Origin of the sequence: Coleofasciculus sp. F4-SAH-05 (assembly GCF_040222985.1) — a bacterium.
Classification (GTDB): domain Bacteria; phylum Cyanobacteriota; class Cyanobacteriia; order Cyanobacteriales; family Coleofasciculaceae; genus Coleofasciculus; species Coleofasciculus chthonoplastes.
Window position 1 is genome coordinate 1 of record NZ_JAVKBY010000061.1, and the last position, 25,187, is coordinate 25,187.

Genomic DNA, 25,187 nt, shown 5'->3' on the forward strand with positions numbered 1-25,187 from the left:
ATGGATAGGCGGTCAATACAGCTTGAATATACTACCTTAGTAAGATACAGGTTAATCAAATAAAGCTAATCGCTTCCTGTATATTGAACCAAGACAACCTGGCATAGCGGGTTCCGTCCAGAAACAGGCTACACGTAGTCGCATCTGTGGACGGGTAAAATTTCAGCAGCTACATTGGTGTTGAACATTTTTGTATTGTTCCGGCGCGGTGGGGCATCCCGTGCCGTTAATAAAGCTCAGTTAATGTCCCGTCCCAATAGGTGGAGTCGCTGAGAAGCCCACATCATAATCTTTTTGATTTGATGTGGGAGTATGTCACTAGTGACAAGTCGTTTTAGTGGCTAAACCCGCCCCTACGATTGTGGCTAAACCTGTCCCGACAATTAACCTATTACTTCAGGGTAATGGAACAGCAAGAGTTCACCAACGCATTTACCAAACTTACCCAGCGACAAAAGGAAGTTTTACAGAAATTTGTCGCCGGGAAAAATGATAGTGAAATTGCGGCGGCACTCTGTATTTCTCAAGGAACGGTGCGAAAACATATCCAGAATATCTGTCATATATTTGCCCTAAACAATGACGAAGATAAAGGATCATCTCACCGTTCTAAGTTAATTACTGCCATTGCCCATAATTTACCCAATTTAATCCCAGGGGATACTCTGGCGGCGACCAATCAGCCTCAGGTTATCCTGAGTTATCATTGCGGAAATGACCCCGATAAAAGCCTTGCTATACAATTAGAAACGGCGTTAACTGCCCAAGGGTGTCAGGTGTTCATTGCCAATAGTAGTCTCCGCATGGCAACTCAGGGATTGCAGCAAATCTACGCCGAATTAAACCGTTGCGATCGCGTGGTGTTATTATTATCCCCTCTGGCGGCGTCCAGTGAGATGGTAACCGAAGAGGTACAATGGGCAAAACGGCGACGAGATCAACATCCAGAGGGGAAACCCGATATTTTGGCGATTCGGATTAATTGCCCGTGGACATTACTCAACCATGACTTACGCGGTTATCTCCAAGGCGTGTCTCAGCAGGAATGGCGATCGCCTGAAGATACGCCGGTTGTGTTAAACTCAGTTCGGGATTGGCTTTGTACTGATCAACCAACCGTTACCCCAGAAGGCAATCCAAAATCCGCAACGTTTCCCAGTGCCTATTCCCTCACCCCTAATCATCCGCCTCAACCTGTCGCTGAACCGGAATTACCCCGAGGACAAGTCGAATTAGCCTCGGCGTTTTATGTGGAACGCCCTGGTGTTGAACAGCGTTGCTATGAAGCGGTGGCTAAACCCGGTTCCTTGATCCGAATTAAAGCGCCGCGACAAATGGGCAAAACCTCGTTAATGGCACGGATTTTACATCGGGGAACTCAGCTTAATTATGCCACCGTTCCGTTAAGTTTTCAACTAGCGGATAGTAATGTTTTTACGAATTTAGATCGCTTTTTGCAGTGGTTTTGTGCGGTGATTACCCTCGAACTAGAATTACCCGATCGCTTGGATAAGTATTGGAGTAAAATGTTTGGCAGTAAGGTGAGTTGTAAGTCCTATTTTGAGCGGTATTTATTGGCAACGATTGCCACACCGTTGGTGTTAGGGTTAGATGAAGTGGATCGGGTGTTTCATTATCCTGAACTCGCGGCAGATTTTTTGGGCTTGTTGCGATCGTGGCATGAAGAGGCGAAAAATAGAGAAATATGGCGTAAATTGCGATTAGTCGTGGTGCATTCAACGGAAGCTTATATTCCCATGGATATTAATCAGTCTCCCTTTAATGTGGGATTACCGATTGATTTACCGGAATTTGCAGCCGAACAAGTTCAAGATTTAGCCCAGCGTCACGGATTAGGCTGGGAATCGAATCAGGTGGAACAACTAATGGCAATGGTGGGGGGTCATCCCTATTTAGTCCGACTAGCGCTGTACGCGATCGCACGTCAAGAGATTACGTTAGCACAACTGTTAGCGACAGCGCCAACGGATGCTGGATTGTATGGCGATCATTTGCGGCGACTTATGTGGAATTTATCCCAACATCCTGAGTTGGCTACAGCCTTAAAGAAAGTGGTTACGGCTGATTATCCGATACAATTGGAACCGATGCAAGGATTTAAGTTACATAGTATGGGATTGGTGAATCTGCAAGGGAATGAGGTGACGCCTCGGTGCGATTTGTATTGTCAATATTTTCGGCTGCGTTTGAATCGTGTTCATGATTCATAAACAGGGAACAGGAAACCGGGAATAGGGAACAGTACAAGAGGGCGGGTTTTGAACAAATGTTATCATCCACAAAGAAACAAATACCGTCTAAACCCGCCCCTACGCAATACTTAACACTCCCATTTTACCGATGTTTTTGGTTGGGCAATTTCTAAGAGTTCTTGCCAACTTTTTAAGGTTTCCTGAACTACCATACTCCATCACCTTTCTTAAATGCCTAAACGTTGATAAACCTCGTCGAGATGGCGAAAATGATGTTGGGGATTAAAACAGTCCTCAATTTCATCGGGTGTTAGCTGACTCTGAACACGAGAATCTTGGGCGATGAGTTCCCGAAAATTTCCCCCAGGTTGATTCCATGCCTGATGAGCGCAAGACTGGACAATACTGTAGGCGTCTTCTCGACTGGTTCCCTTTTCTACGAGGGTTAACATGACTCGTTGACTAAAGATGACCCCTCCATAGCGATTGAGATTCCGCTTCATGTTTTCTGGGTACACCAATAGGTGTTTGACTAAATGAGTCATTTCATGAAGCATAAAATGGGTCAAAATGCAAGTGTCTGGCAAGATAACCCGTTCCACAGAGGAGTGAGAAATATCGCGTTCGTGCCATAGTGCGATATTCTCCAATGCGGCGACAGCATGACCCCGGAGAATCCGCGCCATTCCACTTAGGCGTTCAGACCGAATCGGGTTACGCTTATGGGGCATGGCAGAAGAACCTTTTTGTCCTTTGGCGAAGAATTCTTCAACTTCTAAGACATCGGTGCGTTGTAAGTTGCGAATTTCTACTGCAAAGCGTTCCAGGGAAGCCCCTAACAGTGCCAACTGCTGGACAAATTCACCATGACGATCGCGGGAAATCACCTGAGTTGATGCCATATCGGGATCAAGTCCCAGCTTCTGAGTCGCGATCGCTTCCACACGGGGGTCAGTATTGGCGTAGGTTCCCACTGCACCGGAAATCTTCCCCACAGCAATATGTTGACGCAAATTCACCAAGCGATCGCGATGTCGCAGGATTTCCGCCAACCACCCAGCCAGCTTAAAGCCAAAGGTAATTGGTTCCGCATGAATTCCGTGCGATCGCCCAATCATCACCGTGTAGCGATGTTGTTGCGCCTGATAGCGAATCGCTTGAATCAGTTGCTCTAAGGATTCCACAATCAGATTCAGACTGGCAACCAGTTGTAATGCCAACGCCGTATCTAAAACATCAGAACTGGTTAATCCCAAGTGGATGTAGCGCCCCACATCCCCCACATACTCATTCACATTCGTCAGGAATGCGATCATATCATGACGGACTTGAGCCTCAATTTCCAAGATGCGATCGACATCAAAATTTGCCTTCGCCTTAATTTCCGCAACCGCATCCGCCGGAATATCACCCAATTCCGCTTTTGCTTCACAAACCGCAATTTCCACCTGTAGCCAGGTTTTGAATTTATAGGTATCCGTCCAGAGTTCGCCCATTTCAGGCAAGGTATAGCGCTCGATCAATGCCTGTATTGCCCAATACAACCGTCATATTGTACAACTGTACTTTGGTTTATTCCATTTTTTTAGCTATTGGATTGTAAAAGCTTTGTAATTGGGAGACATAAGTCCGCCTTTGTGGACAGGTATCTTCAGGGCTAGCAGGCTAGACTAGCAAAAGTACCTATTGCAATATTTCCATGTTTGATCCTACGTCCCTACTTGAATTCTCCCGCGCCCATTGTGTGGCGATTTGTGGGGGGTTAGTTCCCCTTAACTTACTACTTACGTTACAGACGATGATTTTGACGGGACTCCAGCGCCCTCAACGTCAGGTGCGGTTAGCGGCTGCATTTGCTTATATTCCGGCTGGGGTGATGGTTCTCCATGTTTGGACATGGTTGATGATTGGGGTGGTGATGGCACCCACGTTTATCTTATTAGGTTTAGCTTGTATCTGTGTGGGGATTAATAGTTGGGCAAGTCTTTCCCCCCAAACGATGGCGGGTTTACTGCGAGGGGGGTGGTTCTGGGTGATGAGACGTATCCGCCATTCCGATAAGCGTCGTGATTCGGTGGTTGTTTCTTAAGTTAAACGAACAAGATCCCCGAATTCTCAGGAAAATCGGGGATTTTGCTTGTGCTAATCGCCCCAGTTGCCCAACCCCTCGGTAATTACCTACGCCCATCACTGAGGAAAGGGTGACTTGATCTGACGTTTAATTCTCTGCAACGCTTGATTTTCCTGGTTTTGAGCCGTTTTCGGGGTGGGGGTTCGTGGTGAAGTTTTGAGAACATTTGTCGATTCTTCATAAAAACTTTATATAAATACTGAGTTTTGGGGCTACATCTTTACCACAACTTCATAGACTTAAAGCTTTATCATACTAATATCTATATAGAGAGACAAATTTACATCTACTTCAAGAGAAATTTATGATGAGTCAAAGATTTATAAAGTCTACTCAACAATTATCGATAGCTGCTACAGTAGGAGCAATAGCTGCTACTACATTAAGTGTTAATCCCGCTAGTGCTTTTACGATTACAACGGGCGGTATAGCTAAAGGTAGTCCTGCTGGAATTGAAGGACTAACCACTAATGTATCTAACGCAAGAGTCATCACTTTCAACGAAGCTGTTGACTCTCCGTTTACGACAGTTGATCAAATAGATCAAAAGGGCGCTACTTACTCTCCGGGAAATGCCTTAGTCATCAATAACGGTGGCGCTTTTGTTAGTCAAACAGGTGCTATTCCCTATTCCGGTACACCTAGCGGCACCACTAACAACACTTCAGCCTATCTTTCACTTCCTACAAATAATAACAATGGTGTAAGCCAAGTTACCATTACGTTACCTACACTGTCAAACTACTGGGGTTTACACTGGGGTTCAATGGACGATGCAAGTGCCAATAGCCCAGCTAACCAAATTGAATTTTTGCGAGATGGTACAGTCTTAGCAACTTTTACCCCAGATAATTTAACAGCTTTGGGTCTAGATGTAGAAGCCGGAGGCGGTCCTGATAACCAAGGACTTGCAAGAGCGAATCCCTACGTTAATTTCTTTTCTGATAACTCAGGAGAATGGTTTAACGGAGTAAGACTGACTCAACTGGGTAACAATAATAATATTGCCTTTGAAAGCGACAACCACGCTTATCGTCCAGTTCCCGAACCTCTCACCATTCTAGGTTCCGGCTTGGCTTTAGGATTTGGCGCTATCTTCAAAAAACAACAGTCACGGCGACGTTAGTTAATTCACTCCTGATCTCATAACCTTTACTTCTGTGTAGAGACGTGCCATGGCACGTCTCTATAATTTTGCGCGGAGTCCTGAAACGGATTGATAAACATCAGAGTTTTCTTCAGACCCCCGACTTCGCCAAACCAATAGTAATTCTCCTTTTACTAAATCTTTATATAAACACTGCTATTAATTCTGCTATCTTCACTGAAGCTTCACCTAAAATCCAGCTATATTAAATTAACATCTACCTAGAGAAACATATAAAGTTCTCTTTATTAAAGATTAGATGAGCTTGATAAACCGATGACAATGAATAAGGATGCATCAATCATCACTACCGTAGCAGCTACAGCAACGGCTATGATCGGGGTTATTTACCTCAGTGGGTTTACGATTACCACGGGCGGTGAACTCAAAGGTAGCTCAGCCGGAAGTGAGGGACTGACTACCAGTAGACCCGGTGCTGTGGTTATCGATTTCAATGATGCGCCTGACCTTGACTTAACCAAGGTTGGTGCAGTTAATCAAAAAGGAGCAACCTACTCTCCAGACGACGCATTAGTGATTAACAACGGTGGCGCACTCGTACCAACCAAAGGAGCAGTTCCTTTTTCCAGTGTGACTCAAAATAACACGTCAGCTTACTTGTCACTACCAACAAATTCTCAGGATGATGGAGACATTAACCAAGTCTCGATTCAGTTACCCAAACCATCCAACTATTGGGGAATGCACTGGGGTTCTATGGATTCGAGTAATCAAATTGAATTTTTCCGAGGTAATACCCGTTTAGCTCGGTTTACACCCGATAATTTTGTCAGTTTGGGAGTGGGTCCTGGCGTTGGGGGGGATAATCAAACGGAAGAGTCTAACAATCCCTATATGAATTTCTCGGCTGAGGGATCAGAGCAATGGTTTGATAAAGTCGTGCTGACTCAACTGGGTGATGATGAAACCCTCGCCTTTGAAAGCGACAACCACGCTTATGATGCGGTACCGGAACCCCTGACGATTCTGGGCTCAGGGCTGGCTTTGGGATTTGGCGCTTTGTTTAAGAAACAACAGTCACGGCGAGGTTAGTCAATTACATTCCTTTTTGATTACCTTTGGTTCTATGTAGAGACGTAGCATGCTACGTCTCTACACTGTTGTTGGAATGACTTCAAAGCCAGAGGTTGACCGAGGATGAACCATCAACGATAAGCTTAGGAATGTATTCCACACAACTAAGAACTGCTATAGGGTATCTCTTAGGAGCAGTGCGACAGTCTCAATATAGGCGATGACCACATTACTAACGCTTTTTAGCAAACAACGACAGGAACTGCAAGGCGCGATCGATAAAACCACGAATCCAGAACAGGTGGTGATGCTGGTGCAAAACCAACTCAATACTCTGGAAAGCAGTTACATTGGGGGACTGAGTGTCTCTCAAGTGCGTCTGGCGGCTTTTTTCCTGGATGCACTGCGCCAGTCTGTGGCGACGCTAGCCGCAGCGAATCCTACCCACCCGATGCAGTTTACCACCCCTGAACCGGAGTCTGAGGCTAAACTAGGGCGACAATTGTCTCCCAAACGCCTGATTCTTAAAGTTCTCCAGGGACTTCTCTGTATCGGTATCTTGGATTCACTGTTCAACTTGAGTTCCGATGCGCCTGGGGCGTGGTTAGATATTTTGCTGATGGCTTTGTTGGTTGGGCTTGAGGTTGTCTCTCAACTGGATAAAAGTTCTCTAGAAAACCCCACAGACACACCTGAATCAACCGCCTCTCAGCTTACCCTGCGAATCGATAGTCAAGTCTTGTTAGACAATATAGCAGAAGCTCTCAACACCATTGATTTAGCCGTTGCTCAAGCCCAAGATGGGAAGAAAACCGTCGAGGCGAATGCAATTGAGGAACAACCCGAACTATTAAATCTGCTACAACGGTTGATAGGCGCATCTTTTCTAGAAAAGCCTCAGATGGCGCTAGAACTGACTAAACTTATACCCCAAATTTTGATCGAGCAGGGTATTGAAGCCAAACTCTATCAACCGGATGATGTCAAGAGTCATCGGGAGTATTTTGACTTTGAGCCAAGTATCAACCCCAATGCTAACGAGTATATTACAATCGCGCCCGCTTTAGTGAAAGGCGATCGCTTATTGCGGCGGGGACGGGTAATTGAACCGAGACGTTAATAAATAATCAATTATGAATGATGTAGTTTCCTTGACCAACTCTGAACACAACGAAAGCATTTCACCCCTAAACAGGTCCCCATTATCTCCTATTATTCCAGATAATATGCACGTTTTAGAAACAATTGGATTTGATTTAGGACACGGTGAAACAGCCGTGGCTAAAGCGCTAGTGGAGAGCATTGATCCACCAGAAATGCTGGAGGTGAATAATAAGAAAGTGCAAATTACCGCCTTAGGCTGGCATCCGGATCTGGGTTATTTGGTGGGGGAACAGGCTTTAATTCAAGTGGGTGTAACTCAACTGGATATTGCCTTTAAACAAAAACCGAATGCAGATCTAGATTACCGCAAAACCATCCGCTATTTTCTGGAAACCTATTACAGTCTTTTGCAAAAAAGCAAGCAACTGGAAGGGGAAGAAAAGAGCCATTTTTTCGTCGGTTGTCCATCCGGCTGGTCAAAGCGCGATCGCCAAGAGTACCAAACCATCTGTAAAGCAGCTGGAATTCCCCGCCTCAGCGTAGTTCCCGAATCACGGGCGGCGTTTATGCAGGCGAAGGAAGGGGGTAAGCTGGACTATGATAAGCTCAAATCGGCGGTACTGATTATTGATATTGGCTCGTCCACAACCGATTTTACGTTAGTCAAGAGTTTACATGAAATTCCCCTGGATTTTGGTAGTAATACCCTAGGTGCTTTCCTAATTGACCGAGCAATTTTTGATCGCACCGTGGCGAACTATGAAGATACCGCCTTATTAAACTGGGTGTTTGAAGAATATCCCCATCATAAATCCCGTTGTCTGTTGGCTAGCCGTAAAGCCAAGGAAGATTATTTTTCTAACGAACAACTCTACAACCATCCCCAATCCTTTGCCCGTGGCTTTGAATCGATTAACGAACAGATTTATTTTATCCCCCAAGTCAACAAAGCCGTCATGACAGAGATATTAAACCAACCGTTAACGGAATTAGAGGGGAAAAGTTGGATTGAATCCTTTCGAGAGTCAGTCATTGAGGCAAAAGAAACCCTCGCCAAACAAAAGATAATCCCAAAAGTGATATTAATGACAGGGGGAGCATCACGGATGCAATTTACCCGTCAGATTTGTGAAGAAATTTTCCCCGAACCCGCCACCCAGGTGCGTCCTGATCCCGAACCGGAACGGTGTATCGCCCTAGGATTAGCACGAGTTGGACGCTGGGATTTACGGGCGGAAGCGTTTAAAAAAGAAGTGGATCAACGGTTTGATTCTCAGAAACTAAAATCGATTATTGAACGACATATTCCTGAGTTAATTGAACTGCTGATTAAACCGCTATCTCAGGGGTTAATTGACAACGCCGTTAAACCCAGTTTACAAGACTGGCGCATGAATAAAATCCGGACGTTAGGTGACTTGGAAACTCGGATGAAGCAGCAGGCGCAGGCGTGGATTAAACATGATTCTCTGGGGAAGAATGGCACTGAATCCGCACGACAGATTGTCAAAAATCAATCAATTACCTGGTTTAACAGCAAGATTCAACCCGAATTGTCGGTAGAAACTGACCCGATTTGTCAAAAATATCAGATACCCCGAAGCAGTTTACGATTTGAGGAAGGGATTGATCCGGATGTGGTGAACCCCGAAATATCCGTGGGCGATGCTATCTTGGCGGATACGGTGTTACTAATTGTCAATATCGTGATTGGCGGGGGAACGGTTGGGGGGATTATTGCCTTGATTTTAACCGGACATTTGGCTTGGCCCCTTTTAGCCATTTATGGGATTTCGGTACTGGCGGCTGGTGTAGAAATTACGCGCAGCAAAACCCAGGAAGCGATTAAGACCAAGTTAGATATTCCCAGTTGGAGTCGTCAATTTCTGTTGAATGATAATAAGATTAACTCAACGTGCGAACAAATGAAACCGGAGTTAGAGAAGGTGTTTCGGGAACAATTAATGGAAAATCAGGAGGCGTTTGATGAATTAATTAATAAGGTGGGGCGAGACTTGAAGAAAGCGCTCAATGCGAAGGCACAAGAGGCTGTAATTTTAATTCAGTAGAGAATGTTAGTAATAGAGATAACAAAAAACTGTAGGGTGGGCAAGGTTAATTAACTCTAGCGTTGACTTTCCCAACTTTATCGCACTTGCCCACCTTCCCCAGGTTATACTTTCTGGTTTTATCCGATAGATTAAGAAGGCGAATATTGCTGCTACCCTACGATTCACAAAGGGCGTATACCCCAAATCTTGCAGCCCTGGTAATAAATCTCAACTTACCATTTGGTGGGCAATAGCAACAAACGATAATATAAGGCTTTCAAGGTTGATAACTCTTGCCCACCCTACATAAAATTTACAATTGGTGGAATGGAGTTTGCAGGTTTTTTGGGCGCATATCGCTTTTTCCGGGCGCAGTGCGCCCCTACAGGTATAAATAGCGCTAACCTATAACTATACAGCCTCACACCCCAGCAATCTCATGCCCTCACCGTTTCCTGGGATGAATCCCTATCTCGAACAACCAGAAATTTGGTCGCAGGTTCACAAATGGCTGACGCTTCTCATCGCCCAAACCCTGAACCCGCAACTTCGCCCCAAGTATCGGGTGGCGATTGAGGAAAGAGTTTACGACGCGAAGGGGGAGGATTCGCTGTTAGTGGGAATCCCTGATGATGTGGTTGTGCAATCTTCTCAAACTTCAACCCCTGAGCAAAATTCAGCTAATATTGCCGTCGCGACTCCGGCGGTGAAACCCAAGAAAGTTACTCTTCCCATGACTGAGACAGTTAGGGAATGGTATTTAGAAGTGCGTCAAGTGGAAACGGGAGATGTGATTACTGTTATTGAAATTATTTCCCCTAAGAATAAACGTTCTGGAGAAGGTCGAATAAAATATGAAAGCAAACGGCAAAAACTTTTAGATAGCCGCACTAATTTAATTGAAATTGACTTACTTCGTCAAGGAAAAGCCCTACCCATGAATGGGCAATCTCTCACTAGCCATTATCGGATTCTCGTCAGTCGCTCATCTGAACGTCCCCAAGCTGACTTGTATGGGTTCAACTTGCAACAAGAAATTCCTGTATTTCCGTTACCCTTAAAACTAGAAGATACAGAACCTCTGATTAATTTACAAGAGTTGCTGCATCGCCTCTATGATCAAGGTAGTTATGATCTAGCAATCAATTATCACACAGAACCCAAACCTTCTCTATCAGAAGCTGATGCTGCTTGGATGGATCAAATCTTGCGTGAACAAGGATTAAGGTAAAATTTGCTAGTCAGATGTGCCAGATTAGTCTCTACATGATGTCTTATGACAGCTAACGGCTATTCCTACAACAAGGTGATCAAAAGCAAGGTCTATCAAATTACTTCCTTGCCAATTGAAGTCAGTGGTTGGCGGAAAAAAATAACTAAACTTATAATTTATACTTTTACTTTCATCAATTGGCTGATAGCAGCAAGCTAAGGTATGTAAAATTGTAGACTTTCCACACCCATTAGGTCCTAAAATTGCTGTTAATCTTTTGGGTTTAAAATTAATACTAAAGTCTCTCAGGTTTTTTAGCGAATTAAAGTATAAGCTAATTGCTTTTTGCTGCGAAGGAGCTGATTGTTGTGAGGTTGACATACAAGGCTATGGAGATAATTTCAAGATAAAGTCAGGAGGTGAATAGAGAGTGCGATCGCAAATACTCAAACAGACCAAGCAAGCACGACATCCTTACGCTGAAGAGTCTTTCGGTCGTATCTCAAAAGCAGATTGAGAGCGATAGAAACAAACATCAAATTCCAGAAAAAAATTGGCTTGTCCTAACAACAAGGGAATACCAGAGGCTTGAGTCCATGCAAACACCAACTGCACAGGATTAAATTGGGCGACTACCGCTGACATAATTAGGACACGAGCCTCAAATCGAGCGAGATTACCTGTTAACTGTAGTGGCGTTGTCGCTTGCTCCCAAACTGCACCCAACTCAATACCTAGCTCATGGGGTAGTACGTTAACCGCTGCTCCCGTGTCAAGCAAGCCCGAAGATGTAATCGATTTTCCTTGATATGTCAGGGTAATGGGCAAATAGGGTCGAAGACTCGCCGCACCAAATGTAGGATCAGCTACGGTGAACGAGTATCGTTCAGCATTCTGCATGGTCATTACTCTTTTGTGCTTCCAGTGCTTTGAGCATAGTATCCGCCGCCTCAAACGCATCATAGGGAGACCAAACGGGATAAGTTTGACTAGACTGTAACCCATCAGTTTCTTCTTGAGCTAGCTCTGCAACTAAGAATTCCATAAGCCGAAACTTATCAGCACGAGATAGTTTTTGCAGTGTTGGTAGTAAGTCTGTTACGGACATGGCACAAACCTTAGAGGAGCTAACTCTAATTATAGACAGTGCGATCGCACAACTCGAACCTGACTTTTCACCTGAAGCATAGAAACCTGCGTAGGGGCGGGTTTAGTTACTTATGGGTGCAACCGAAAAGATAGTAGTGAAACCCGCCCCTACAAGATCAAAACTTATATCCCTTCATTGCGCCACATACCCTGAAACGTAAGAACTCGAACCCACGGGACATCCTACTACCGCAAGAGTTGCAACGTTTCCCGAATTCGCTCAAACGCCTGTCGATACGCCGCCTCATTGCCACTTCCTTTCGCCAGACTAATCACAATCATATCTTGACCATCGCGACTGGGAAGCACAATAGTCTCAAACTCGTACAGAGCAAAACGATATTATGGATGCTATTGAAGCGTGTTCTGAATTAAAGGCGTTTATCAATACAATTTTATCTTTGTCTGGAGGAGACGCAATTCCATAACAACAATTAATCTTAACCTCCAGAACGAGTAGAGACGTTGCATGCAACGTCTCTACAGATTTAGGTGTCTGGACTTAAACCCAATAGGTATATCTTACGCGCCGACAGATTCTTTGGCGGCGTACATCACCTCAAGGGTAATTTCACTAAACCCTCGTTCCCGGGCAAATTTCTCTGTATTTCGCTTCACTTTACCGCGCACGAAACCTGGAACTTTATTCAATTCAGTTTGTGCTTCTTTATTCCAATTCAAATCAGAACCAGCGGAAATCCCTTTAGTAATTACTTCCTTTGTATCATGACCACCGAAGATTTCCAACAGGTGATCTTCCATTCCCAAGGTAAAGGAATTGTACACTAAATCAGCCATTTGATTTGTCCCCTCGTAACCCATGAATGGTTTATAACCAATGGGGAAGTCTTGGATGTGAATTGGTGCAGCAATCACACCACAGGGGATATCCAACCGCTTACCTACATGGCGTTCCATCTGAGTGCCAAAAATAGCCGAGGGTTCAATCCGCGCGATCGCATCCCCAATTTCGCCGTTATCCTCACTAATTAGGATCTCGTCACAGTACTCGCTCACCTGTTCCTTAAACCAGTCCGCGTCGTACTTGCAGTAGGTTCCCGCTAGCACCACATGAATCCCCATCTCCCGTGCCAAAATCTTGGTCATTGCGGCGGCGTGGGTATTGTCACCAAAGACAACGGCTTTCTTCCCAGTCAAATTCTGACAGTCAATGGAACGGGAGAACCAAGCGGCTTGGGACACATACAGCGTCTGATTATCAATAAACTCCTCGTAATTGACATCAGCACCTTGCTGATTGAGTACCTGCTGAATCTTACGGATACACCGCGCTGTTTCCACTACCCCCATCGGCGTGATATCCACATAAGGCATATCGAACTCTGCTTCTAGGTAACGCGCCGCCATCATGCCGATTTCCCGATAAGGCACTAAATTAAACCAAGCGCGGGGCAAATTCTTGAGATTGTGAACCGAAGCGCCTTCTGGGATTACCTCGTTCACTTCAATCCCTAAGTCAGCCATTAACCGCTTCAATTCGGTGCAGTCATGCTGATTGTGGAAGCCGAGGGTGGAAATGCCAATGATGTTCACTGAGGGTTTTTCCGTCTTCCCTTCTGGTAATTCCCCTTTCTTGTTCGCTTTCTTCAGGTAAAATTGGACAATTTGTTCTAAAGTGCGATCGGCAGCTTGCAGTTCATTAACCCGGTAGTGGTTCACATCTGCCAGCATCACATCGCTATTGGCTTCAAGTTCAGCGCGTTCCACGAAGTTAGCCAAATCTTCTTGGAGAATGCTGGAGGTGCAGGTGGGGGTCAATACAATCAGATCTGGGGTGACTTCCTTATCCTTACGGATGATATTATCCACCACTTTTTCCTGAGAACCCCGTGCTAAAACGTGTCGATCTACGATGCTGGCGGTGACTGGGGTGTAGTCTCGTTCCCGTTCCAGCATCGATCGCATCACGTTAAAATAATCATCGCCCAGTGGTGCATGCATGATCGCGTGGACATTCTTAAACGAACTGGCAACGCGGAGGGTGCCAATGTGAGCCGGACCTGCATACATCCAGTAAGCTAATTTCATACCGAGTTTCTCCCTTGTATTGGTTGCACAAAGCCCAATTGAGGACGAATGGGCAGTGTTATTGATGAGTTTATGGTTGAGGTCGTTTCTGATTGTCTCAGACTTTTCGCATTTCGTGAGTAGGTATTAACACTGATTTTATAGGCAGGTAAATCGCCCAAACCCCTTGAGTGACTGGGATTCAGTCTCATAATAAAACAACTACACGGTTGTTTATTGCAATCATTCTTAAACTTTCGCGAAATTCCTCAACGTTCCTGTTGCACGCTTAACAGTCGGAGCTTCGGTACAATACAATATTTATATTTGTTAGTAACCTGCTCCCGAATCGCTGAATCTAGAATTTCCATTGAACTGTTATTTTGTCTTGAATTACAATAGGAATCATCGCCATCAACTTAGTAAAGCAGGACTTACGCACAAACGCCATTTATGGTAGGGGCACGGCAATGCCGTGCCCCTACAGGTAGCTTTGATCTATTATGAGCGATTAGCTACCGATCACAAATCGGTAAGCAATCCCAACCTCCTTTCAACACAGACTCATACTTCGCTCAACGTCTAGCAATTGATGGCATGACTGAGGATGAATTGATTTACCTCCTCGGTGAGCCAATTGAAGCGGTAAAAAATCGTTTACCTGATGTTCCCGATTGGTTACAGGAGTTAGCCTATGGATGGGCCAATTATACTGACACGGATACTAGCGTAATCCTGCCGCCAGAAGAGTTGAGAGAGCAAAAAGAAGCTGGTTTCTTGTACGCCATTGAGCCGCTAATCAACCAAGGAATTGAGCGGCTTAAAAAAGGAATCGAATCCCTCAGTCAGAACCAATCAGATTTGCCCTTTGACCCCAACACAGTAGCCCGGTTGCTATTTGCCAATCTGCCAGCAGAATTGCTGTGGAGGTTGAGTCGCACAATGGTACTGGAATTGAATGTGGCTCGTCTACAAGGGCAATTACAAGGCGAGACGGCTGAAGCACGATTTTTCAGCTTCTTACAACGCTTACGCGATTTCCAGGGGAATAGCTGCGCTTACCGCGACATTGCTCTGTCTCTACTCCAAGAGTACCCGGTTCTGGCTCGGCAAGTTGTTATCTGTATTAATAATTGGGTCAGATTTAGCCGAGAATTTATCCAACATCTCTGTGCCGATTGGGAGGCTATTTGCACCACATTTACACCAGAAGCCGATCCAGGTGTATTAGTACAACTCGATACAGGTGCGGGAGACAAACATCGGGGCGGGCGTTCGGTAATAATTGCTAAGTTTAGTTCGGGATTTGAGATAGTCTATAAGCCCAAATCTCTAGCAATAGACGTGCATTTTCAGGAACTCCTCACTTGGCTGAATGAACGGGGCAATCACCCCCCATTTCGCACCCTAAACGTGATTAATCGCCATACCTACGGTTGGGTAGAATTTGTTCATACCCAAGCTTGTAATTCCCCAGCAGCCGTTGAGCGTTTTTATCAAAGACAGGGGGGCTATTTGGCATTACTTTATGCTGTAGGGGCAACCGATTTCCATCATGAAAATTTAATCGCCGTTGGCGAAGATCCAGTTTTAATTGACTTAGAATCTCTGTTTCACCCGGAAAGTGAGGAGTTTGATACTCAAAAATCCCTGGTTGTTGCTAGTAAAAGGATAGTTGACTCCGTTTTACGGGTAGGATTACTCCCGCAGCGAATATGGGCAAATCGGGAATCTGAGGGGGTGGATATCAGTGGTTTAGGGGGTGCAGCTGGGCAGATGACACCAAATCCTGTACCATCTTGGGTGGGAATGGGTACGGATGAGATGCGGTTGACGAAACAGCGGAAGGCGATGCCAGGAAGTCAGAATCGTCCTAGTCTTAATCATACTGAGGTGAATGTCCTCGACTACACCGACGCGATCGCAACTGGGTTTACAGAAGTTTATCAGTTACTCCTGAATCACCGAGACGAGTTGTTATCAGACAATGGTATATTAGCCCGGTTTGCCGAGGATGAAGTGCGGGTGATCTTGCGCCCCACCCAAACTTATGGGTTAATATTACAGGATAGTTTTCATCCCGACTTGTTGCGTAACGCCTTAGATCGCGATCGCTTTTTTGATCGCCTTTGGCAAGAGGTTACCCATCGCCCGCATCTGACAAAAGTAATTCCGGCTGAACGGGATGATTTATCGCAGGGTGATATACCCATGTTTACCACACGCCCTAATTCCCGCCATTTGTGGAGGAGTACCCATTCCCAATTAGACTCCCCTCTCCTTGCAGGAGAATTAGACTCCCCTCTCCTTGCAGGAGAGGGGCTGGGGGAGAGGTTAACCAACTCACAAATTACTGATTTTTTCACTGAATCCGGAATGGCATTGGTGCAACGCCGCCTTCAGCAACTGAGTGAAGCGGATTTAACTCGCCAACTGTGGTTTATTCAGGCTTCCCTGACAACCTTGTCAGTGGATGCAGATCGGGCAGGATGGACAAGGTATCATCTTAAGGAAACCCAGACTCCTGTCACTCGCGAACAACTTTTGGCGGCGGCTTGTCGAATTGGCGATCGCATCGAAACCTTAGCCTTGCGGGGTGAGGAAGATGTTACCTGGTTGGGGTTAACCTTAATTAAGGCACGCCACTGGACATTGTTACCCTTAGGTATGGATCTCTATGATGGGATACCAGGAATTGCTTTATTCTTGGCTTATTTAGGCGCGATCGCAAAGGAGAAACGCTACACCCAGTTGGCACGAATAGCCTTAAGTTCCATTCAACATCAAATAGAGCCAAGTAAATCATTAATTCGCTCAATTGGCTGTTTCAGTGGCTGGGGTGGAATTATCTACAGTCTCACCCATTTAAGTGTACTGTGGCAGCAACCGGAACTATTGGCTGAGGCGGAAGGATTACTCGATCCACTCACAGAATTAATAGAAAAAGACGAGCAATTCGATATCATTGGCGGTGCGGCTGGGTGCATTGGCAGTTTACTGAGTCTGTATCACTCTCACCCATCTCAACCCATACTTGATACAGCGATTCAATGTGGCGATCACCTGTTGGCTTGCGCTCAAAAGATGGCAGTGGGGATGGGTTGGAAGCCAGTGGGTATGGGCAAAAAGCCACTGACTGGATTCTCCCATGGTGCGGCGGGTATAGCCTGGGCATTGTTGAAACTAGCTGCTGTCACAGGCGAAGAGCGATTTCAGGAAGCCGCACTCTATGCGATCGCTTATGAACGCAGTCTCTTTTCCCCAGGCGTCGGAAATTGGCCCGATCTACGCGAATTTGAGACTACCGTAGGTTCTGGCAGTCCAGGACAAGTCAATTATATGACAGCTTGGTGTCATGGTGCAACCGGAATTGGCTTAGCTCGATTGCGCTCTATGCCTCATCTCAATGATACCGAAACTCGTACAGAAATCGACACCGCCCTCAACACCACGCTTACCCAAGGATTCGGGATGAATCATTCCTTGTGTCACGGCGATTTGGGTAATTTAGAATTACTCCTGCAAGCCAGTCTTACCCTCAATGATCCTCAGTGGCAGGAGCATTTAAACCGTTTGAGCGCGATGATTCTCCAGAGTATAGATCAATATGGCTGGCTATGTGGAGTACCTTTAGGCGTTGAAACACCAGGATTGATGACAGGGTTAGCAGGGATTGGTTATCAACTGTTGCGATTAGCCCAACCTGATTATATCCCCTCGGTGCTAGTGCTTGAGCCTCCTACTCTTAACCATAGCCATTAGAATACTTTTTTAGTTATTGTAGGGGCGCACGGCGTGCGCCCATCAAACTGTCAAATCTCTTCCACCATTTTAGCTGTGTCAGTCCATTACTGGCGTGATCCACTTAAAATAGGGCTTTGTTTGTAGTAAGCACGAAGAGTGCTATAACACATAGCTATAGAGGGCTAAGGTTCCCCTACTACGAAGCCAATCTCTTCCACCATTTTAGTTGTGTCAGTCCACTACAAAGTATAGAGTGGTAGTAATTCTAACAAAGATAGGCATGAATAATGTAGCTCTAATGCTAATATTTATGATTATTGCACAGTGACCAAATATCAGAGTTTTACGACTTTTCCAAAATGTTTACCCTCATTCCTCGGCGTGAGAGGCGATTGCTTCATACCAGTCAGTGATGGGTATTTCAGTCGGTGCCGTTAGCTCATCAAATACCCGACGGCAAAGTTCTAAAAAGGAAGGGTAGCATTCCCGACGCCAATTAGCAGCCAGTTGCTTGAGAGACGCTTGTCGCAGATTTCCCAGAGCATATTGGCGAGCAAATCCATGTTGAATTGGCACAACTGTACCATCAGCCTCAATAATCAGTGGCGACAAAATATCAGCAAATAAGCCCTCCGTATTCTCAAGTAAAGACGTATCTGCAAAAACCATACCAGGATATGCCCGCAACACATCTCGGTGGGCAAGATCAACTTGCACATAAAGACGATCCCCAAAGGCTTTTTGCAGGCGCATCCCTTGCAGATAGGCATAGGCGGATTGGCTCTCGTTTGCTCTTACTCCCGCTAAACGCTCCTTAGCACGTCCAACTTCTTCAAGGGGATGAATCTGCAATAATTTCGCTCCTTGTTCAATGGCGAAATTGGCTACCCAGTCTAAGTCCTGAAGATTGTACCGTGTTAGAGTAAAAATAAATCCGAAAGGAATGCCCGATTGTCGAAGCCCTTCAAGTCTTGATGCCATTATCTCAAAAGCTTGATCTAAAGAGCGCATTCGGTTATGGAATTCAGGTACACCGTCAAGACTAATTGCTAGTAAATCCACCCGGTTACGTAGCTTCTCCAGGTGTTTCTCATCTAAGAGCATCCCATTTGAGGTAACGGTTGTTACCATACCACATTGATGAGCCTTTTCCAGCAGCTTGTCGAGTGGTTTGTAAACAAGAGGTTCTCCACCTGAAATGTTAGCAACTGTATAGCCTTCTGCACTAGCGTCAGCTATTGCCTGTTGGAGAAGTCCCTCATCCAGTTCCTCCTGTTCTTGAGGACTAGAAGAGGAGTAGCAATGAAGACATTGTAGATTACATCTTCGAGTTGGGTGGATGTGTAGAATTTTCCGACACTCTCCAGTTGATGCCATAAAATCATGCTACTCCAAGCACTAAAAACTTCCTAAAATGTTTAGGGAGCGCACTCCCTATAACACTGCCTTTTTCATGAGTCAGTTTTCAGGTAGGCGATGCCCACCTGACCGAAAAATGCGACGTTGTTTTTGGGCAACTTCTTGACGACTTCTTAAAAACGAATAGTTCCGTCTTGTATATTTTGCAACTCGTTCAACAAAACAGGAGGTAAAATTATTCCATAGGGAAAGAAGTCCTTGGGATAAATCCCACCGGGAGGGAATGGATATAGGAATCCCCCTTTCAACTCTTCTAGTTCTTCAGGGGTAAGTTCGACAAACAATTCTTTATCTTTAAATTCTTCCATTTTTCGTTAACCTAGGACAAGTAAATTTACATTATCATCGGATATACTACCACGAGAATCTTTAAACGTCAAATGGCGCGTAGTACGCCATGACTATAATGAAATCGGGGTAAACACAAGTATTTATACTTAGTTCAATTCTTCAAAAATTCAAAAGAACATTTATCGGGTTAGGATTGTTGTGGAAAATAAGGCTTGCTCGGCAAGAGTCAATAACGATACAATAAGGTTTTGCCTTCTTAGCGGTGACCAAATATCAGACTGTTCTCCAACACAGCGAAGAAGATTGCGGTGCAGCTTGTCTGGCGACGATTACCAAACACCACGGGCGTTCCTTTACTATTAGTCGTATCCGAGAAGCCGTGGGCACCGGACAACAAGGAACCACATTATTGGGACTTAAACGAGGCGCAGAAACCCTAGGATTTAATGCCCGTTCCGTCAAAGCCACCCCAGAAATTCTTAACCAATTAGATCAAGCCCCCTTACCTGCCGTCATTCACTGGAAAGGCTATCACTGGGTCGTATTATATGGGCAACGGGGCAGAAAATACATCATCGCTGATCCCGCCGTCGGTATCCGTTATCTATCCAAATCAGAACTCGCCCAAGGTTGGATAAATGGGGTAATGCTCTTACTTCAACCTGATGCGAGTCGCTTTTTCACCCAACCGGATGATAGCGATAAACCCAGTGGCTTTCTCCGCTTCCTCAAGCGAGTCTTACCCTATCAAGGAATTCTCGGCGAAGCATTATTAATTAACCTAGTTCTCGGTTTACTTTCCCTAGCTTACCCCTTCTTTATTCAAATTCTCACTGATGAGGTGTTGGTACAGGGAGATACCCAATTGCTAACCGGAGTCGTGATTGCAGTGATGATCATGAACCTGGTGCAAAGCAGCCTACAACTCGTCCAATCAAATCTAATTGCCCACTTTGCCCAACGCTTAGAATTAGGACTTGTCCTGGAATTCGGACGGCAAATCCTGCGATTACCTTTAAGTTACTATGAATCCCGTCGCAGTGGCGAAATCGTCAGCCGCCTCCGCGATATCCGCGAAATTAATCAACTTGTCTCCCAAGCGATTATCAGCCTTCCCAGCCAGTTTTTCATTGCCCTGGTTTCCTTGGGCTTCATGGTGTTCTATAGCTGGAAACTGACAATAGCGGCGGCGGTGATTGCTGTGTTAATGACCCTTTCCACAATCATTTTCCTCCCCACCCTACAACAGAAAACCCGCCGAGTTCTAGTCACCGATGCTGAAAACCAAGGGGTTTTAGTCGAAACCTTTAAAGGCGCACTTACCCTCAAAACCACCAACGCCGCCCCCCAAGCCTGGGAGGAATTTCAAAGTCGATTTGGTCGTCTTGCCAATGTCACATTCCGCACGATTCAAATTGCCATTTATAATAACGTATTCTCCGGATTAGTCTCCAGTATCGGTAGTATTACCTTACTATGGTTTGGTAGTCGTTTAGTTATTGGAGATGACTTAACCATCGGTCAATTACTGGCATTTAACAGCATGAATGGTAACTTTACCACCTTGATCAAAACCACAATTACCTTTGTGGATGAATTCACTCGTGCCAAAACCGCAACCGAACGCCTCACCGAAGTCATCGACGCCACTCCAGAAACCCCAGATGACAGCAAAAAACCCTTTGCCAAAATTCCCGAAGCAGCGGATATTATCTGCACCAATCTTAACTTCCATCATACCGGACGAGTTAACCTACTCACCGATTTCTCCCTGACAATTACTGGCGGAAAAGTCACCGCTTTAATCGGCAAATCCGGCTGTGGTAAAAGCACCTTAGCCAAACTCATCGCCAGTCTCTATTCCCTGCAATCGGGCAATATTCGCATTGGCATTTATAATCTCCAGGATCTCTCCCTAGATTGTCTGCGACAACAAGTCATCTTAGTTCCCCAAGAACCCCATTTCTGGAGTCGTTCCATTTTAGAGAACTTCCTCTTCAGCTATCCCAACGCCACCTTTGAGCAAATTGTCACCGCCTGTCAAATTGCCAATGCAGATGAATTTATTACACAACTTCCCGATAAATATCAAACGGTTTTAGGTGAATTCGGGGCGAATATTTCTGGGGGACAACGCCAGCGATTAGCTATCGCCAGAGCAATTGTTACTGACCCCCCGATACTAATTTTAGATGAATCAACAGGCGCTCTTGACCCCGTAGGCGAAGCCGAGGTTCTGGACAAGTTACTGTTTAATAGACAGGGTAAAACCACAATTATGATTAGTCATCGTCCTCGCGTAATTAACCGCGCCAATTGGATTGTTCTCCTCGAAAATGGACAACTCAAACTCACCGGAACCCCCGATGAATTACGCCAAATTCAAGGAACTCATCTAGACTTCCTCAACCCTTAACCCTCAACTAAAGTTGGGGCTAAAAGCTAAAACCCGTTGAAACGGGTTCAAAGAGTTAATTCATTCTAACCGCAATAAACCCGACAATCTCAATTGAGTCAATACCCATCCCAAAACCGTAGGGGCGCATGGCGTGCGCCCGGTTTAACCCTGAGCGAAGTCGAAGGGTTAAACGTCAAATCTATTCCACAATTTTAGCTGTGTCAGTCCACTACAACCAGCGAATTTGGTATAACTTCTCCATAGCGGCTAATAATTATACTATATCAACCTAATAATGTCAAAAAAAAATTCTATTTTTTACAAAAATACATACATCCAAGCTCTACAGTTTTTTGCGCCTATATGTGCCAAATTAGCGCATCACTCTCGCTAAATCAGGCATGACAGCGACTCTTGAGCCGGAATTGTTTAAAAATAGACACACCAATCCCCAATTTTCAATTCTACCAAATCGCTGAACTAACGTAAACTCGTCGCTTATTGAGAATAATTCTCACACTTTTTTTTGCCGTAACGTTCTGTAAATCAACAAATTTCTCATCTAAACCCATGAAAACGAAAAGGTTTAATTATCACCGACAGACTAGACTCTGAACGAATCCCCGATCTGTGATAATGGACACGAGATCCCCCAGTTATCTAGGAATAAGCCAACAAGGGAAAAACTGTATCCCAGACTACGAACCATCACCTAATGCGAATCTTATTTTTGCATTCCAACTTTCCCGCCCAATTCCGCCACCTCGCCGTTACCTTGGCGCAAAACCCGCGTCACCAGGTCGTCTTTGGCACAACCCGCAAAGAAGGTCAATTACCGGGTGTTGCTAAAGCTATCTATGCACCGTCTCGCCAAGCCCGTCCAGAAACCCATCACTACGTCCGCCCCTTGGAAAATGCGGTACTACAAGGGCAAGGGGTTTATCGTTTATGTGAGCAACTCAAAGCCCAAGGATTTATCCCCGATGTGGTTTACGGTCATTCCGGTTGGGGTTCTACCTTCTTTATCAAAGACAGTTTCCCAAAAGCGAAACTATTATGCTATTTCGAGTGGTTTTATCACGCTCATGGTTCAGACGCGGACTTCGATCCAGCAGAACCCCTCAACGCCGACGACGAAGCCCGGATTCGGATCAAAAACGCGCCGATTCTGATTGATTTGTACAGTTGCGATCGCGGACTCTCTCCCACCCATTGGCAGCAGCAACAATTCCCCCCAGAGTATCGGGAGAAAATTACGGTACACCATGATGGGATTGATCCGAACTTTTTTCAACCAAAACCGGGACATAAATTAGTCCTACCCAGGTTAAATTTAGACCTATCTCACGTCGATGAACTTGTCACTTATGTCGCCCGAGGAATGGAACCCTATCGCGGCTTTCCCCAGTTGATAGAAACCATTGCCTTACTCCAAGAAAAACGCCCCAATTGTCATGCGGTTATCGTGGGGGAAAATCGTGTCGCTTATGGGAAATCGCTTCCCGATGGCAAAACCTATAAGGATGCCATGCTAGAAAAATTCCCCCTGGATCTCAACCGCATACATTTTACCGGGTTACTTCCCTATTCCGATTATCTGCAAGTATTACAAGCCTCAGCGGTTCATATTTATTTAACCCGTCCGTTTGTTTTATCCTGGTCAATGTTAGAAGCCTTATCAACAGCGTGTTTAGTGGTGGCGTCGAACACTGCACCTGTAACTGAGGTAATCCAGGATGGGGTGAATGGTTTATTAGCCAACTTTTTTTCGCCCCAAGACATTGCTGAACGGGTGGAAGAGGTGCTGAATCATCCTAACGGGATGGCGGCGCTGCGAGTTCAAGGGCGAAAAACGATTCTGGAGCGTTATGATTTAGCTCAATTATTAGCGCAGCATATCCAGTGGATCGAACAAACTGTTTTAGCAAAAGTTCAGAATGCTTCCTATTCATCACAATCGGGTTGAATGCTTTACTCTTCCATCAAACACCCCCGAATCCCAGGTTTAATCCCAATCCCAACCCATTGGTTAACCACTTTGTCCCAAGTTAGTCCCAAGTTATACCAAGTTGCGTTCTATCATGTCTAGGACGAGCGAAGCGAAGAATCTGGACAGATGCGCGAGCGTCACGGAGCCTGCTCTCGTGAAGGGTTTCACTGCGTTTTGCTCAGCATGACAGATTCTACCTTAGACTGCAACTTGGTATTAGTCCTAGGGCGGATTATTGCCATTGATATACTGAGAAAAAGATTGTGCGATCGCGCTGGTTAAATTCTATTTGTTACCCCAGTAGTTTTGTTGCTTCGGTTAGGGCGCACGTCCGTGCTACGGGATTGTGGTATTGTTATCCTCATTAACGGAATTGCGATCGCGAAGATGGGAAATCCCTTCCGGATGGCAAAACCTATAAGGATGTAATGCTGGTGGGCAATGCCCACCCTACGGTATATCAAGGGTTTTGGCGAGCCGAACATGCAGAAGGCGAGCGTGCCATTCAACTTAAAATCCAGATTAGCTCAGGGCGTGACGTTGAGCGTCTAACAACTCCTTAATGCCTATTTCTGCCATATCAATTAACTGATTAAGCTGAGTCCGACTAAAGCTTTCTTCTTCCGCCGTCCCCTGAATTTCAATAATATTTAATTCGTCGTTCATGACAATATTGAAATCCGTTTGCGCGGCGACATCTTCTTCGTACTTTAAATCCAAAAACGGCTCACCCGCCAACAGTCCCACCGAAACCGCTGCGATTTGGTGACGGATTGGCGATCGCTCTAATTCTCCAGCTTGGACTAATTTATCTAACGCCTCAGCTAGGGCGACGTATCCCCCAGTAATCGAAGCGGTGCGAGTTCCTGCATCAGCTTGCAACACATCCGCATCCACAAACACCGTGCGTTCTCCTAAGGCGGTTAAATCTACAGCCGCTCTTAAACTGCGTCCAATTAGCCGTTGAATCTCTTGAGTTCGACCCGATAGTTTGAGTAATTCCCGGGTTTGGCGTTGGGGTGTGGCGCCGGGAAGCATCCGATACTCGGCGGTTAACCAACCACTACCCGTTCCTTCCAGAAATCGCGGGATTCCCGGCTGAATGGTGACATTACACAACACCTGGGTATCACCACACTTGGTTAATACAGAAGCTGGTGCAAACTTAGTGAATCCGCGTACAAAACTGATGGGACGCAGTTGGTTGGGTTGGCGATGATCAGGACGTTGCCAAGACATGGTAGTTAAGTAGGTGTGAACAATTAAAGTTAACG

The 25,187-nt window shown here is 45.4% G+C and carries 19 protein-coding genes; 10 read left to right on the forward strand and 9 right to left on the reverse strand.

Translation table 11 applies throughout. The annotated features are described in order from the left end of the window. Positions 1 to 404 precede the first annotated feature (404 nt). The gene (locus RIG27_RS07140; protein WP_446343741.1) at positions 405 to 2,231 is read left to right on the forward strand and encodes an AAA-like domain-containing protein; all 1,827 of its coding nucleotides are present in this window, start codon (positions 405 to 407) and stop codon (positions 2,229 to 2,231) included. A 209-nt stretch (positions 2,232 to 2,440) separates the two neighbouring features. On the opposite strand, the gene purB is transcribed toward RIG27_RS07140, so the two are convergent. Next, a complete protein-coding gene (gene purB / locus RIG27_RS07145) occupies positions 2,441 to 3,736 on the reverse strand; it encodes an adenylosuccinate lyase (RefSeq protein ID WP_446343853.1) in 1,296 nt (431 codons plus the stop codon). 176 nt (positions 3,737 to 3,912) lie between these two features. On the opposite strand from purB, the gene RIG27_RS07150 reads away from it, so the two are divergent. From RIG27_RS07150 to RIG27_RS07175, 6 genes are all read left to right on the forward strand, one after another. After that, a complete protein-coding gene (locus tag RIG27_RS07150) occupies positions 3,913 to 4,302 on the forward strand; it encodes a hypothetical protein (RefSeq protein ID WP_446343743.1) in 390 nt (129 codons plus the stop codon). Between the two features lie 346 nt (positions 4,303 to 4,648). Next, positions 4,649 to 5,470 (forward strand): PEP-CTERM sorting domain-containing protein, encoded by an 822-nt coding sequence (locus RIG27_RS07155; RefSeq protein WP_446343745.1) that lies wholly within the window; start codon positions 4,649 to 4,651, stop codon positions 5,468 to 5,470. 297 nt (positions 5,471 to 5,767) lie between these two features. Next, the gene (locus RIG27_RS07160) at positions 5,768 to 6,544 is read left to right on the forward strand and encodes a PEP-CTERM sorting domain-containing protein (protein ID WP_446343747.1); all 777 of its coding nucleotides are present in this window, start codon (positions 5,768 to 5,770) and stop codon (positions 6,542 to 6,544) included. 202 nt (positions 6,545 to 6,746) lie between these two features. Continuing rightward, positions 6,747 to 7,646: a hypothetical protein gene (locus RIG27_RS07165; RefSeq protein ID WP_446343749.1), complete on the forward strand. Its 900-nt coding sequence runs from the start codon at positions 6,747 to 6,749 to the stop codon at positions 7,644 to 7,646. A 106-nt stretch (positions 7,647 to 7,752) separates the two neighbouring features. Continuing rightward, the gene (locus tag RIG27_RS07170) at positions 7,753 to 9,699 is read left to right on the forward strand and encodes an Hsp70 family protein (protein WP_446343855.1); all 1,947 of its coding nucleotides are present in this window, start codon (positions 7,753 to 7,755) and stop codon (positions 9,697 to 9,699) included. 421 nt (positions 9,700 to 10,120) lie between these two features. Next, positions 10,121 to 10,912 carry a DUF4058 family protein gene (locus tag RIG27_RS07175; RefSeq protein WP_446343751.1) on the forward strand — a complete coding sequence of 264 codons (792 nt, stop codon included), beginning with the start codon at positions 10,121 to 10,123 and terminating at the stop codon, positions 10,910 to 10,912. A gap of 24 nt (positions 10,913 to 10,936) precedes the next feature. Here the strand turns inward: RIG27_RS07175 and RIG27_RS07180 are convergent, their stop codons facing one another. From RIG27_RS07180 to bchB, 5 genes are all read right to left on the reverse strand, one after another. After that, entirely contained in the window at positions 10,937 to 11,275 is a 339-nt protein-coding gene (locus RIG27_RS07180; RefSeq protein WP_446343753.1) for an AAA family ATPase, read from the reverse strand. A gap of 93 nt (positions 11,276 to 11,368) precedes the next feature. Further along, a complete protein-coding gene (locus RIG27_RS07185; protein ID WP_446343755.1) occupies positions 11,369 to 11,794 on the reverse strand; it encodes a hypothetical protein in 426 nt (141 codons plus the stop codon). Beyond that, positions 11,781 to 12,002, reverse strand: coding sequence for a hypothetical protein (locus RIG27_RS07190; protein WP_446343757.1), 222 nt, complete (start codon positions 12,000 to 12,002; stop codon positions 11,781 to 11,783). Before RIG27_RS07190 ends, RIG27_RS07185 begins: the two co-directional genes overlap by 14 nt. Positions 12,003 to 12,229: 227 nt before the next feature. Continuing rightward, positions 12,230 to 12,352, reverse strand: a complete 123-nt coding sequence (locus RIG27_RS07195) for a hypothetical protein (protein ID WP_446343759.1) — start codon at positions 12,350 to 12,352, stop codon at positions 12,230 to 12,232. Positions 12,353 to 12,565: 213 nt separating this feature from the next. Continuing rightward, entirely contained in the window at positions 12,566 to 14,092 is a 1,527-nt protein-coding gene (gene bchB / locus RIG27_RS07200; RefSeq protein ID WP_446343761.1) for a ferredoxin:protochlorophyllide reductase (ATP-dependent) subunit B, read from the reverse strand. A gap of 576 nt (positions 14,093 to 14,668) precedes the next feature. On the opposite strand from bchB, the gene RIG27_RS07205 reads away from it, so the two are divergent. Further along, a complete protein-coding gene (locus RIG27_RS07205; protein ID WP_446343763.1) occupies positions 14,669 to 17,833 on the forward strand; it encodes a type 2 lanthipeptide synthetase LanM family protein in 3,165 nt (1,054 codons plus the stop codon). Between the two features lie 351 nt (positions 17,834 to 18,184). Here RIG27_RS07205 and RIG27_RS07210 read toward each other — a convergent pair whose 3' ends face one another. Both RIG27_RS07210 and RIG27_RS07215 read right to left on the reverse strand, forming a co-directional pair. Then, positions 18,185 to 19,192, reverse strand: a complete 1,008-nt coding sequence (locus RIG27_RS07210; protein WP_446343765.1) for a radical SAM protein — start codon at positions 19,190 to 19,192, stop codon at positions 18,185 to 18,187. 155 nt (positions 19,193 to 19,347) lie between these two features. Then, complete coding sequence (locus RIG27_RS07215) at positions 19,348 to 19,542, reverse strand: hypothetical protein (protein WP_446343767.1); 195 nt, start codon at positions 19,540 to 19,542, stop codon at positions 19,348 to 19,350. A gap of 245 nt (positions 19,543 to 19,787) precedes the next feature. On the opposite strand from RIG27_RS07215, the gene RIG27_RS07220 reads away from it, so the two are divergent. Continuing rightward, positions 19,788 to 21,941 (forward strand): peptidase domain-containing ABC transporter, encoded by a 2,154-nt coding sequence (locus tag RIG27_RS07220; RefSeq protein WP_446343769.1) that lies wholly within the window; start codon positions 19,788 to 19,790, stop codon positions 21,939 to 21,941. A gap of 697 nt (positions 21,942 to 22,638) precedes the next feature. Next, positions 22,639 to 23,889: a glycosyltransferase family 4 protein gene (locus RIG27_RS07225; RefSeq protein WP_446343771.1), complete on the forward strand. Its 1,251-nt coding sequence runs from the start codon at positions 22,639 to 22,641 to the stop codon at positions 23,887 to 23,889. A gap of 546 nt (positions 23,890 to 24,435) precedes the next feature. Here RIG27_RS07225 and rph read toward each other — a convergent pair. After that, a complete protein-coding gene (gene rph / locus RIG27_RS07230; RefSeq protein ID WP_446343773.1) occupies positions 24,436 to 25,152 on the reverse strand; it encodes a ribonuclease PH in 717 nt (238 codons plus the stop codon). Positions 25,153 to 25,187: the final 35 nt, after the last annotated feature.

What these genes read in the sequence shown, in the direction of transcription:
- RIG27_RS07225 (WP_446343771.1), top strand. Translation starts at nt 22,639, where the DNA reads ATGCGAATCTTATTTTTGCATTCCAACTTTCCCGCCCAATTCCGCCAC.
- RIG27_RS07160 (WP_446343747.1), top strand. Translation starts at nt 5,768, where the DNA reads ATGACAATGAATAAGGATGCATCAATCATCACTACCGTAGCAGCTACA.
- RIG27_RS07185 (WP_446343755.1), bottom strand. Translation starts at nt 11,794, where the DNA reads ATGCAGAATGCTGAACGATACTCGTTCACCGTAGCTGATCCTACATTT.
- bchB (WP_446343761.1), bottom strand. Translation starts at nt 14,092, where the DNA reads ATGAAATTAGCTTACTGGATGTATGCAGGTCCGGCTCACATTGGCACC.
- RIG27_RS07170 (WP_446343855.1), top strand. Translation starts at nt 7,753, where the DNA reads ATGCACGTTTTAGAAACAATTGGATTTGATTTAGGACACGGTGAAACA.
- RIG27_RS07150 (WP_446343743.1), top strand. Translation starts at nt 3,913, where the DNA reads ATGTTTGATCCTACGTCCCTACTTGAATTCTCCCGCGCCCATTGTGTG.
- RIG27_RS07180 (WP_446343753.1), bottom strand. Translation starts at nt 11,275, where the DNA reads ATGTCAACCTCACAACAATCAGCTCCTTCGCAGCAAAAAGCAATTAGC.
- rph (WP_446343773.1), bottom strand. Translation starts at nt 25,152, where the DNA reads ATGTCTTGGCAACGTCCTGATCATCGCCAACCCAACCAACTGCGTCCC.
- RIG27_RS07205 (WP_446343763.1), top strand. Translation starts at nt 14,669, where the DNA reads ATGACTGAGGATGAATTGATTTACCTCCTCGGTGAGCCAATTGAAGCG.
- RIG27_RS07215 (WP_446343767.1), bottom strand. Translation starts at nt 19,542, where the DNA reads ATGGAAGAATTTAAAGATAAAGAATTGTTTGTCGAACTTACCCCTGAA.
- RIG27_RS07175 (WP_446343751.1), top strand. Translation starts at nt 10,121, where the DNA reads ATGCCCTCACCGTTTCCTGGGATGAATCCCTATCTCGAACAACCAGAA.
- RIG27_RS07140 (WP_446343741.1), top strand. Translation starts at nt 405, where the DNA reads ATGGAACAGCAAGAGTTCACCAACGCATTTACCAAACTTACCCAGCGA.
- RIG27_RS07155 (WP_446343745.1), top strand. Translation starts at nt 4,649, where the DNA reads ATGATGAGTCAAAGATTTATAAAGTCTACTCAACAATTATCGATAGCT.
- RIG27_RS07165 (WP_446343749.1), top strand. Translation starts at nt 6,747, where the DNA reads ATGACCACATTACTAACGCTTTTTAGCAAACAACGACAGGAACTGCAA.
- RIG27_RS07210 (WP_446343765.1), bottom strand. Translation starts at nt 19,192, where the DNA reads ATGGCATCAACTGGAGAGTGTCGGAAAATTCTACACATCCACCCAACT.
- RIG27_RS07190 (WP_446343757.1), bottom strand. Translation starts at nt 12,002, where the DNA reads ATGTCCGTAACAGACTTACTACCAACACTGCAAAAACTATCTCGTGCT.